The 11633-nt window shown below is 72.3% G+C and carries 10 protein-coding genes; 1 reads left to right on the top strand and 9 read right to left on the bottom strand.

What is annotated here, in order from left to right; genetic code table 11:
- Positions 1–3 precede the first annotated feature (3 nt).
- From ACWEPG_RS19290 to ACWEPG_RS19275, 4 genes are all read right to left on the bottom strand, one after another.
- Entirely contained in the window at positions 4–993 is a 990-nt protein-coding gene (locus ACWEPG_RS19290) for a phytoene/squalene synthase family protein (protein ID WP_452595034.1), read from the bottom strand.
- 1 nt (position 994) lies between these two features.
- Complete coding sequence (locus ACWEPG_RS19285; RefSeq protein ID WP_452595033.1) at positions 995–2551, bottom strand: alpha-(1->6)-mannopyranosyltransferase A; 1557 nt, start codon at positions 2549–2551, stop codon at positions 995–997.
- A 143-nt stretch (positions 2552–2694) separates the two neighbouring features.
- Positions 2695–4257 carry a phytoene desaturase family protein gene (crtI, locus tag ACWEPG_RS19280; protein WP_452595032.1) on the bottom strand — a complete coding sequence of 521 codons (1563 nt, stop codon included), beginning with the start codon at positions 4255–4257 and terminating at the stop codon, positions 2695–2697.
- On the bottom strand, positions 4257–5345 hold the full coding sequence (locus tag ACWEPG_RS19275; protein WP_450116105.1) for a polyprenyl synthetase family protein: 1089 nt from the start codon (positions 5343–5345) through the stop codon (positions 4257–4259). Before ACWEPG_RS19275 ends, crtI begins: the two co-directional genes overlap by 1 nt.
- A 278-nt stretch (positions 5346–5623) precedes the next feature.
- On the opposite strand from ACWEPG_RS19275, the gene metF reads away from it, so the two are divergent.
- Entirely contained in the window at positions 5624–6589 is a 966-nt protein-coding gene (gene metF, locus ACWEPG_RS19270) for a methylenetetrahydrofolate reductase [NAD(P)H] (RefSeq protein ID WP_450116106.1), read from the top strand.
- Between the two features lie 4 nt (positions 6590–6593).
- Here the strand turns inward: metF and ACWEPG_RS19265 are convergent, their stop codons facing one another.
- Genes ACWEPG_RS19265 through ACWEPG_RS19245 form a run of 5 tightly spaced genes read right to left on the bottom strand, consistent with a single transcriptional unit; the run spans position 6594 to position 11531 of the window.
- Positions 6594–7736, bottom strand: coding sequence for a glycosyltransferase (locus ACWEPG_RS19265; RefSeq protein WP_452595031.1), 1143 nt, complete (start codon positions 7734–7736; stop codon positions 6594–6596).
- 22 nt (positions 7737–7758) lie between these two features.
- Positions 7759–8493 carry a DUF3153 domain-containing protein gene (locus tag ACWEPG_RS19260; RefSeq protein ID WP_452595030.1) on the bottom strand — a complete coding sequence of 245 codons (735 nt, stop codon included), beginning with the start codon at positions 8491–8493 and terminating at the stop codon, positions 7759–7761.
- On the bottom strand, positions 8487–9323 hold the full coding sequence (locus tag ACWEPG_RS19255; RefSeq protein ID WP_452595029.1) for a carotenoid biosynthesis protein: 837 nt from the start codon (positions 9321–9323) through the stop codon (positions 8487–8489). The genes ACWEPG_RS19260 and ACWEPG_RS19255 overlap by 7 nt, the downstream gene beginning before the upstream one ends.
- Positions 9324–9343: 20 nt before the next feature.
- Positions 9344–10921, bottom strand: coding sequence for a phytoene desaturase family protein (locus ACWEPG_RS19250; protein ID WP_452595028.1), 1578 nt, complete (start codon positions 10919–10921; stop codon positions 9344–9346).
- 19 nt (positions 10922–10940) lie between these two features.
- Complete coding sequence (locus tag ACWEPG_RS19245; protein ID WP_452595027.1) at positions 10941–11531, bottom strand: GNAT family N-acetyltransferase; 591 nt, start codon at positions 11529–11531, stop codon at positions 10941–10943.
- Positions 11532–11633: the final 102 nt, after the last annotated feature.

The raw sequence follows: 11633 nt of genomic DNA, 5'->3' as shown, positions 1-11633 counted from the left end.
CGCTCACTCGGCGGGGGCGGGTGCGGCCGGGCGGCCCGCGGTGCGGCGGACCCGTCCGAGTGCGGGCACCGCAAGCGAGCCGACGAGCAGCGGCGCCGTGATCGCGATCCGCCGGCGGCGCGGCACCACCACTCGCCGCCGCAGGACCGGGTAGCCACCGGCCTCGATCTCGTCGAGGATCGCCGAGTACAGCTCGAACGCGGCGACCAGGCCGGGCCGCGCGCGGGGGGACAGCATCGCCAGGCCGGGCTCCGCGACCCGGTACCAGTTCCGGTTGATCGCGATCAGGTGGGCGAGGGCCCGGGCGATCCGCGGGTCCGGCCGCCCGTCGGCGCGGCGGGCCCGCAACAGGTCGGCGTCGACACCGAACGCGGCGAGTTCGTCGGCGGGCAGGTAGATCCGGCCCCGGTCGAGGTCCTCGCCGACGTCGCGGAGGAAGTTCGTCAGCTGGAACGCCTCGCCGAGCGCGGCGGCGGCGGGTTCGGCCTCGGCTCGCGGGGTGACGGTGCCGAGCACCGGCAGCATCTGCAGGCCGATCGCGGCGGCCGAGCCGCGCATGTACTCCCGCAGATCGGCCATCGTCGCGTACGTCGCCCGGAACCCCGGTGCACCCGGGACGTCCATCCGCATCGACGCCAGGAACACGGTGAAGTGTGCCGGGTCGATGCCGTAGCGACCGATGGTGTCCGCGACCGCGCGGACCTCGGGGCGGGCGCCCGCGACGGTGCCGGCCAGCGCCGCAGCCAGCTCCGCCTCGACGGCGTCGATCTCGGCCAGACAGTCGGCGGGAGAGCGGCCCGCGAGCGCATCGACGTCGACGATGTCGTCGACTGTGCGCGCGAAGCCGTACAGCGCGTGCACCGCGGGCCGGTCCCGTCGGGGCAGCAGCCGGGTCGCGAGGTGGTAGCTCTTGCCGTGCTCCGCAGCGAGCCGTCGGCAGTGCCGGTACGCCCCGTCGAGGTCCACGGGAGCCGGGTCGTGCAGCGCGGTCATCTCAGGCCCGGTCGGGTGCGAGCGGCGCGTCCGCCGTGGTCGCCGCGACCTTCGGTTCCCGCACCGAGCGCAGCCGCAGCGGGTCCACGGTGACCAGCGAGCGAGCGGCGACGACCGCCGCGAAGGTCGCGAGCAGCACGTGCGGCAACGAGTACAGGCCGATCGATCCGTCCGGGTTGAACACGAGCATCAGCCACGTCGACAGGCCGACGAGGACCATCAGCGTCGTGGTCGACATCGCGAACCCGGCAGCGATCGCCAGCGGCCACGAGTAGTACCAGGGCAACGCGGCGGGGGAGAGCAGCACGATCACGACCAGCGCGACGAGGATGCCGAGCACCGCCTGGCGCTCGGTCTTGCGGAACCGCCACCACACGGCGACCAGCGTGGCGATCATGACCAACGCGGAGATCGCCCGGGTCACCTCGAGCACCGGGCCGAGGCGCAGGCCGGTGAACCACGACGTGGAGACGGTGACGATGTGCGCGAGGATCGTCGGCAGCGACAGCCAGTTGATGATCTTTGCCGAACCCTGCAGCGCCGTCAGCCAGCCGAGCCCGACGCCGGCAACGAGGGAGCACACCGCGAACACCGCCGCGAACACACCGAACCCGGTGCCGGCGGTACGCACGAACGACACCAGCGGCGACGGGGGCTGCCTGCCCTCCGCCTGTGCCCGCTCGCGTTCGTGGATCATCCAGATCCACACGAGGAACGGCAGTGCCACCCCGGCCATCGCCTTGACCGCGACACCGAGGGCGATGACCGCGATCCCGGCGACGTGTCTACGGTCGAGGACCAGGGTGATGCCGGCGACCATCAGGCCGACCATCAGAAGTTCGTTGTGCACCCCGCCGACGAGATGGATCAGGACGAGGGGATTGAGGACGGCCAGCCACAGCGCGGTCGACGCGTCGCCGCCCAGCTGGCGCGCCAGTCGCGGCAGCGCCCACATCAGCAGCGCCAGCCCCGGAAGCATCGTCAGCCGCAGCAGCATGGTGCCTGCGATCACGTTGTCGCCGGTGATCGCGGTGATGCCCTGCCCGAGCAGCAGCGACACCGGACCGTACGGCGCGGTGGTGGTGGTCCACACGTTGCTGACGTTGTCGAGCAGGATGCCGGGGTTCGCCACCGGGCCGACGGCGTAGGGGTCGAAGCCGTCCCGCAGCAGCGCGCCCTGCGCGAGGTACGAGTACGCGTCACGGCTGAACAGCGGAACCGACAGCAGCAGCGGCCCGGTCCACGCGGCGATCACCCAGCGCAGCTCACCGACCTCGACGAGCCCGGCGCGTACGTTCCGCCCGATCCGCACCCATGCCGCGATCATCAGCAGCACGCCGATCCAGACGACGAGCGTCGACAGCACGAAGCCGTGACCGAACCGCAGCCACGACAGGTACATCGCCTCGAGCAGCGGGTCGCGGCGGCGGACGGCCCCGGAGCCGAATCCGCCGAAGGTGATCATGATCGCACCGAGGACGCCGAGGACAGCGGCGTGCCCGACGTCGCTACGCAGGAACGCGGCCGCCGAACGCGGCCGAGTGGTGGGGGACGACATCGGTTACTGATCTCCCCCTGTTCGGCTGGACGACGGCGAATCGGCTTGACGAGGCCACCGCCGCGACGCGGTGGAACGGTGACGGCCACACAGTTTAGTGGTTGCGGGGCCCGACCCGGGAAACGAGCCCGCCGCGTCGCTGTTCACCTGGCGTTCGAACGGTGGACGGGGTCACGGCCGAGGATCCGCGCGGCGGCGAGTTTCCCGGACAGCAACACCGTCGGCACCCCGACCCCGGGGGTGGTGCCGCAACCGGCGAGGACGACGTTCGAGGCGCCGGTGGTCAGGTTGCCGCGCCGGAAGGGGCCGGTCTGGACGAACACGTGGGCGGCGGCGAAGGGGGAGCCGTCCGACATGCCGCGTTCGGCCCAGGTTCGTGGCGTGTCGACGACGTCGACCCGGAAGTGCTCGGCGATGCCGCGGTAGCCACGGGCCTCCAGCACACCCAGCAGTTCCCGGACGTACGGCTCACCGAGGGCGTCCCAGTCCAGCGGGGCGCTGCGCAGGTTCGGGCACGGCGCCAACACCGACAGCGGCTCGTGCTCGACGCCGTCGCGGACCACCCGCAGTGCCGGGTCCGTGCACGCGGGGCGGGTCAGCAGCAGGGAGGGATCGCTCATCAGCCGGCCCCGGCCTGCGTGCGCGGTGATCTCCGCGAAGGTGCGTTCCCAGGCGTCGCCGAAGTCGATGGTGTGATGGCCGCTGTCCGCCCACTGCCGCGCCACCTCGGCGGGGACGGTGCCGTGCGCGACGACGGCGGACGGCGAGTGCCGCACCGGGCGGCGGGGCAGGCGCCGCCGCGGCAGCAGTGCCTCACCGGCGCCGAGGTCCGCGGTCAGCACGACCGCGTCGGCATCGTGGGCGGTGCCGTCGGCGGTCCGCACTCGTCGGGCCCGGTCTCCGTCGTACTCGATCGACGTGACCTCCGCGCCCAGTCGCACCTTCCCGCCCGCGGCCGTCAGCGCATCCGCCATCGCCTCCGCGACCCGCCGCATGCCGCCGTCCGGGAAGTACACCCCCATCGACGTGTCCATGTGCGCGATCGCGCCGTACACACCGAGGGCCCGCGACGGCGCGACGCCCGCGTACAGGGCCTGGAACGTGAAGATCCGCTGCAGTCTCGGGTCGTGGACCAACCGGGCGACCCGGGGGCCGAGCCGGCCGAACCCGCCGCGGCGGAGCAGCGTCCACAGGTCGCGGCGGGCCGCCGGGGTGCGCACCAGATCCAGCGGCGAGTCGAAGTTCGCGTCCATGAAGTTGTCGAAGTCGGCGCCGAAGATCGTCGCCAGCCAGGCCCGCAGCCTGCGGTAGCCGTCGGCCTCGGCGTCGCCGCACACCCGCGCGACCTCGGCGGTCATCGCCTCCTCGTCGGCGAACACCCGAAGGGCCGAGCCGTCTGCGAACCGGGCGTGGTAGGACGGGTCGAGTTGGCGCATCCGCAGCGGTGGGGTGACCGATGCGGGTCCCGCCCCGACTGCGGCGAGCGCCTCGTCCACCAGCTCGGGCATCGTGAGAACCGTTGCGCCGTTGTCGATCTCGTAGCCGGGCCCGACGTGGACGCCCACCCGGCCGCCGACCGTCGCGTCGCGTTCGAGGACGGTGACCTCCCGGCCGGCGCCGCGCAGGTGCAGCGCCGCCGCCAACCCGGACAGGCCCGCCCCGATCACCACCACCCGGTCGGTGGGGCCGGGCACCGCGCGCACCATCAGGCGTTGCGGCGGCCCACCGCGACCGCCATCTCCCGCAGGCTCGCCTTGGCGGCCTCGGTCGCCGACGACGCGTCCAGCGCGCGCAGTCCGGTCGTCGTCAGCTCGTCGATCCTCGCCTGGACCGCTTCGACGGCACCGAGGTCGGTGATGACCTGCCGCATCCGATGCACCTGGTCGTCGTTGAGGTCGGCGCCGATGCCGCGGCGCAGGAAGTCGGCGGTACCGGGATCGGAGGCGTCCGCCCGCACCAGCGCCTCCGCGAACAGCACCGTCCGCTTGCCCTCGCGCAGGTCGTCGCCGGACGGCTTGCCGGTCACCTCGGGATCGCCGAACACGCCGAGCAGATCGTCCTGCAGCTGGAAGGCGATGCCGATGTCGGTGCCGAACTCCCGATACGCCGCGATCAGGGCGTCGTCGGCGCCGGCCAGCGCCGCACCGAGATGCAGCGGGCGCTCGATCGTGTACGCGGCCGTCTTGTAGCGATTGATCCGCAGTGCCGCCGCCACCGACTCGTCACCGGTGACCTCGGTGCTCACGTCCAGGTACTGCCCGCCGAGCACCTCGGTGCGCATCGCGGACCACACGCGTGCAATACGGGCCTGCGCGTCCGCGTCGACGCCGGACTCGCGGATCAGGTCGTCCGCCCACGCCAACGCCAGGTCGCCGAGCAGGATCGCGACCGACTCGCCGAACTTCGCCGGATCGCCCGACCAGCCGCCCACCCTGTGCCGGTCCGCGAACTCCACGTGCAGCGTCGGGAAGCCACGCCGGGTCGCGGACGAGTCGATGATGTCGTCGTGCACGAGCGCGCACGCCTGGACCAGTTCCAGCGCCGAGCAGACCCGCAGCACCGCGGCGGCGTCCGGTCCGTGCTCGTCCCCGCCTGCGCCGAGCCACCCCGTCCATGCGAACGCGGGCCGCACCCGCTTGCCGCCGCGCAGCACGAACGCCTCCAGGGCGGCGGCCGCGTCGGAGAATGTCCCGCCGATGTTGTCGGTGATCGGACGCCGGGAGTCGAAGAAGGTGCGCAGTGCCGACTCGACGGCCGCGGGTACCGAGGTGGTCGAATCGGGAGGGGTACTCATGACGGCCACCCTAGGGCATCTCTCCCAATCCCCTTTTCGGCGCATCTGGCGCCCAATCGCCGCCCTGCGGCGTTGTCGTCGGCGCCGATACAACCCCGGTATCGGCTTCTCCTCCGCGCAGGAGCGGAGCCCGCGGAGCGACTCCTCCGTCTTGCAGAACGACGATTGTTTCGCCAGATGCATCCGAGAGGGATTGGGAGACACGCCCTGGTGGTGGCCTGAGAGCGGCCGGGGAGTGGCCGGGAAACCTCGCTCAGGCCCGCCCCTATGATTGACCCGTGACTTTTGATGCCGTCAGGGGGCGGTCCAGCGAGGGATGGGCGTCGCAGACCCCGTCGATCGTCGACCGTATCGGTACCGCCGGAGGGCGGATCCCGTTCTCCGTCGAGTTCTCTCCGCCGCGCGACGCCGACGCCGAGGCGCGGTTGTGGCGGGCCGTCCGCGAGTTCGAGCGGATGGGTCCGGCGTTCGTGTCGATGACCTACGGTGCCGGCGGATCCACCCGCGACCGCACGGTCCGCGTCACCGGTGAACTCGCCGAGGAGACCACCCTGCTGCCGGTCGCGCACCTGACGGCGGTGGGCCACAGCGTCGACGAACTGCGCACCATGTGCGGCGCCTACGCGGACCGCGGCATCAGCAACATCCTGGTCCTGCGTGGCGATCCGCCCGGCGATCCGCTCGGCGAGTGGGTCAAGCACCCCGACGGCGTCGAGTACGCCGAGGACCTCGTCCGGCTGGTGCGGGACATGGGCGACTTCCACGTCGGCGTCGCGTCGTTCCCCGAGGGCCACTACCGCGCCCCCGACCTCGACCACGACACGAAGTACCTGGTGTCGAAGCTGCGCGCCGGCGCCGAGTACTCGATCACCCAGATGTTCTTCGACGTCGACGACTACCTGCGGCTGCGGGACCGGGTGGTCGCGTTCGACGCCGAGCAGGGCGAGAAGCCGATCATCCCCGAGATCATGCCGATCACGTCGCTGCGGTCGGCGCGGCGCAGCCTCGAGCTGTCGGGCTCGAAGTTGCCCGCCCGACTCGAGGAGCGGCTCACGAAGGCCGCCGGTGGCGGTCCGGAGGAGAATCGGGCCGCGGTCCGGGAGGTGGGCATCGAGGTGGCCACCGAACTCGCCGAGCGGTTGATCTCCGAGGGCGCACCCTGCCTGCACTTCATCACCCTGAACTTCGCGCGGGCCACCCGCGAGGTGCTGACCAACCTCGGTTTCGCCAGCAACGCGGCATAGGTGCTCACGGGCGGTGGAGCCGCCTGCCCTTCCATGCGAGGGTGCCGCGGCGGTGCCGTAGGTGGGAGTCGACGGTCAACGCGGCCAGTACCAGCATCGACAGCGGATGCGCGGCCGCGTCCACCGCGTCCCGCGTGGACGGTCGCCGGCCGGACTCGACGCCGCGTGCCAGCAGCCGTGACGCGACGGCGCCGCCGTAGGCCGCGAGTCCCCAGCGACGGTGCCCGCCGGTGACCGCGGACAGCGGTGCCAGTACGTACGCAACCGTCCCGGCCCCGAGCACCGCGGCCGCCCCGGCAGGGGAGCCGAACTGTGTCCAGAGCCACCGCCCGTGGCCGTCCCGCACCTGCGTTGCCGAGGTGTACATCCGGCAGCAGGCCAGGGTCCCGGCCGCTGCGACCGCGGTCTGCCGGCCCGCGCGGCGCAACACCCGGGCCAGTTCCAGATCCTCCGCGACGTCCCCGGCGACCGCGTGATGTCCGCCGACCGCGCGGTAGCCGTCGGCATCGAACACCAGAAACTGACCGCACGCCACCGCCATCGACGGCCGCAGGCTGCGGTTCGCGATCGGGAGGGGCGCACTGGCCAGCCACGACCAGCACAGCAGCGGCTGCAGGAGGCGCTCGACCGGTGACACGGCCACCTGGTGGGGCCACGGGCACAGCAGGTCCACCCGCAGGCGGCGCAACGTGGTGACGGCGGCGGCGACCGCGTCAGGCATGAGCCGGACATCGGCGTCGAGGAACACCAGTGCACCGACGGGTTCGGCACGCACGAGGTCGGCGAGGTGCGCGCACGCCGCGGATTTGCCGACCCAGCCGGGCGGCGGGTCGCCCTCGCGGCGGTGAACCGTGAACCGGGCGTCGGTACCGATCGCCGCCATCGCGGCCTCGAAGGTGCCGTCGGACGACGCGTCGTCGAGTACCAGCACCCGCAGATCGGGCAGCCCCCGCTGAGCTCGCAGATCGGCGATCAGCAGCGGCAGGGTGGTGGCCTCGTCGCGAGCGGGGACGCAGACCGTGACCGGCTCGGTCACGGCGAGACCGGGACGCAGTCGGGGCATGGTGGCCGCGTTGACGGCCGCGATCGCGGCCCCGGCCCCCGACAGCGCCGCGCCGAGCCGGATCGCATCGTGCACCGGCCTCACCCGACGTCCCCCGTTCCGGGGATCAGTCCTGCTCGATCTTCGCCCGGTTGGCGCCGTCGCTGCGCAGGTAGCGAGGGGAGCGGTCGCGCTGGGTGTAGGCCATCACGCCGACGATCAGTGCGACACCGAGGGTGACGCCGCCGATGATGCCGGCCCAGCCTGCGAACCCGCGGGTGCTCGGGTCCTGGTAGCGGACCTCGGCCCGGAGCGTGTTGACCTCTCCGGGGGACAGCTTCCAGGTGACGATCGAGTCGCCGTCGCGGTTGCCGTTGGTGGTGGCCACCCGGGCCGGGAACGCGACGCTGATCTGGACATCGCTGCTGTCGGGCACGGCCTTCAGGTCGGCCTTGCCGTCGAGGACCACGACGTCGCCTGCGCGCTGGAAGTTCAGCTGCACGGACGGACCGGCCTGACCGGACATCGATCCGAGCTGCTGCACCTCACCGAAGGTCAGGTCGCTGAAGAACACCTGGGAGCCGACGTAGCCGTCCTGCTTGTACTCCTGCACCCGTACCTTGCCGACGAGTGAGTCCGGCGGCGTCAGTTCCGGCCCCGTGTCCGTCTCGCTGGTGGGGACGGTGGCCGCGACGATCTGACCGGACACCCGGTCGTCGGCGGACACACCCATCGACACCTGTACCCGCAGGCAGCCGCTGAGCAGGGGGACGGCCAGCAGCAGCAGGGCGGTCAGCGCGGCCAGTCGGGTGCGGGGGCGTCGGACACGGGACCGTTCATCACTGGTTCGGAGCGTCAGCACCTGGCCATGGTGCCAGCCCGGCTCAGACGCGCGAGCAGCGGCACGCCGACTACGCCCATGCCGACGAGTCCGTACCCCGACGACCACCCCAAATCGGGCAGGAACACCGCATGGGCCAGGGCGGACCCGAGCCACGTCCACAGGAACAGCGCGAGCGGAACCGCATCGGCGGCCGGGCTCGGGTCGACACCGGTACACCGGAGGTCCAGCCAGGTCAGGGTCGCCGCGATCGCGGCGGCGACCAGCAGCCAGCCCGCGTAGTTGGTCCAGGGGATCGGCTCGAGGCCGGGTGGGCTCGGGTGCGCCGAGCACCACTGCCACTGGCCGTCGGCGACCATCTGGGGATCCAGGTAGAGATCCCACCCGACGATCCCGACGGTGGCGAGTGCCGCCCGGGTCAGGGGGCGGCCCCGGTCGACCACGTGGGTGACCGCGCACCACACCGGGTAGCAGCCCGCCGTCCACGCCAAGGGCACCAGGAGTGGCACCGCCGCGAGCGACGGTCCGAGGCGGTCGGTCGCGTAGTCGTAGCACCCGAACGGGATTCCCGTGCCGGTGCCGACGATCTCCGACAGCAGCCCGAGCCCGGCGGTGACGACGAGCAGTGCTGCGGCCCACCGGAACCCGCGCGTGGACCAGGCGTGGGTCACCGCCGCCACGGCGAGCGACAGCACGGCGACGACCGTCACGGTGTCCCGTGCGGAGCCGTGCACCAGGGGGTAGGCGATCTGCGCGGTGACGGCGACCGCCGACGCGACCAGCGAAGGCGCGGTGCGCCACGCGTGCGCGGCAGGGGCACGCGGTGACGGTGCCGGTGTGACTCGCGTCATGGCCCCGCGCACGTCGCGTGTCATCGTCTCAGGAGCCGGCGCAGCCGCCCGAACCTGCCGTCGGACAACGCAACCCGAGCGGCACTGCGCCCGCTGGACCCGGACACCCCGCCGCCGGGGTGGGTGGACGCCCCGGTCAGGTACAGGCCGGTCGCGTCGGGTACCCGGTAGCCGGACAGTTCCGGCAGCGGACGCCACATGAACATCTGGTCCAGGGACATCTCCACGTGCATGACGTTGCCGCCGATCAGCCCCATCTCCGATTCGAGGCTCGCCGGGGTCTGTACCAGCCGGTGGCGGATGGACGCGGTGAATCCCGGTGCGAACCGTTCGATTTCGGCGACGATCCGATCGCCCTCGGTCTCCGCCAGGTCCGACCAGCTGCGGCCCCCGCTCAGCGCGTACGGATGCCACTGCGACCACAGCGTCGCCTGGTGCTCGCCGGGCGGGCACAGGCTCGGGTCGAGGCCGCTGAAGCTCATGGCGAGCACCGCAGGCGCCGGGGGCAGTTCCCCGGCGAGTGCCGCGCCGTGCGCCAGCCGCAACTGCGCCCGGTCGGTGACGAGCAGCTGCAGGCCGGAGGTGGCCGTCGCGCCCTCGGGGGCACTCGGGTACCGCGGCAGCGCGTCGGTGCCGAGCCGGAGCACCATGCCGATGCCCGGCCCGACCCGGATCCGGCGCCGCCAGTCCGCGATCCGGGCGGCGTCGTGTCCGCCGCGCTCGAGCAGGTCCAGGGTGGTCAGGATGTGGCAGCCCGCGATCACGACCTTCGACCGCACCTCGCGACCCGACGCGGTGCGGGTCAGCCAGCCGTCGCCGCTGCGGCGCAGTTCGACGACACCGTCCCCGAGCCGGACGGTGCCGCCGTCGGCGGTGAGCCGCGACGCCAGCGCCGCGGTCAGGGCGCCACTGCCGCCGACCGCGCGACCCGGCGGAATCGTGTGCATCAGGGCGGCGAACCCGACCATCGGGGCGGTGCCCGGCTCGGACATCGGCGGTCCCGACTGGGCGCCGAACCAGGCCAGGGCCGCCTTGAGGCGCTCGTCGTCGAACCAGTCGTCGAGCAGCGCGTCCCCGGACGCGAGGAACTCCCGCGACAGGGTCGTCGGCCCGTCACCGGTGTCGAGTCCCCAGAACGAGCGGACCAGACGGCCACCGGTCGGTGGGGCACCGAACGCCCGCATCACCGACGTCGTTCGCGGTCCCCACGTGCCGACGAAGCGGCGGTACGCGTCGGCGTCACGCGCTGAGCACGCCGCGGCGATCGAGCGGCAGGTTGCCTCGAGGTCGCGGTGGAAGACGATGCCCGGTCGCGGATCTCCCGGCGGTGCCGGTGCGAACGCCCACGGGTCGCAGTCCAGATAGCGCAACCCGTGTGCGCCGAGGTCGAGTTCCTCGACGATCCCCGTGTGCCGGATCATGATGTGCGCAGAGGAGCCGCGGTCCACCCGGTGTCCGGGGAACCGTTCGACGGTCGAGACGGCGCCACCGAGTTCGGTGTCGCGTTCGAGCACTTCGACGGCCCAGCCTTCGCGCGCGAGATAACACCCCGCGACGAGCGCATTGTGTCCGGAACCCACCACCACCGCGTCGATCACGACGCCAAGGCTATAAGGGTCAGAGCGGCAGCGGACGCCCCAGCACCGCGAACGGGCGGCTGTCGCCGGTGAACCGGAAGTGCCGGACCACATCTGTGAACCCGAGCCTGCGGTAGAGCCGCCACGCCCGGTTGTTCTCGTTCGGCACCTCGGGAGTGGACAGCAGCACCATGGACTCGGGGCGGTCGGTCAGCAACAGTCGCAGCAGCGCGCCGCCGGTGCCGTGCCCCTGGGCGCGGGGCGAGACGTGCAGCTCGGTGAGTTCGAAGTAGTCGCCGAGCACTGCCTCGATCTCGTCCGGATCGGCGCCGGACCGGCGCATGCCGTCCCGAACCTGCTGCTGCCACCACTGGTGGGGTGCGCCGCGGTAGCCGTACGCGATGCCGACCATCGCGTCGGCGCCGGAGGAATCGGGAGCGAACGCGGCGACACCGCGCCAGCCCGGCCGGGCGGTGTGCTCGGTCCACATCGGGGCGCGATGGATCTCGGTGCCCTTCGGGTAGCTCATCGCCTCGACGTAGATGGCGAGAGCTTCGGGCAGGCGGCCGCGCAGGTCGGCGGCGGACAGTTCGACCAGGCGGGGGACGGGGGTGGTGTCGACCGGACTCACCCTCTCTCTTGACTCCGTGTCGGTGGGGGCGGTTATATTGAATAGGTCGAACGAATGTTCGATACCGGCAATCCGGTGGAGCGTGAGGGAAGCGCGCTTCGC

The sequence above is a fragment of the Rhodococcus sp. NPDC004095 genome (assembly GCF_053604015.1).
Note: the sequence above shows the minus strand (reverse complement) of the source record. Positions and strands in the feature narration are given on the sequence as shown.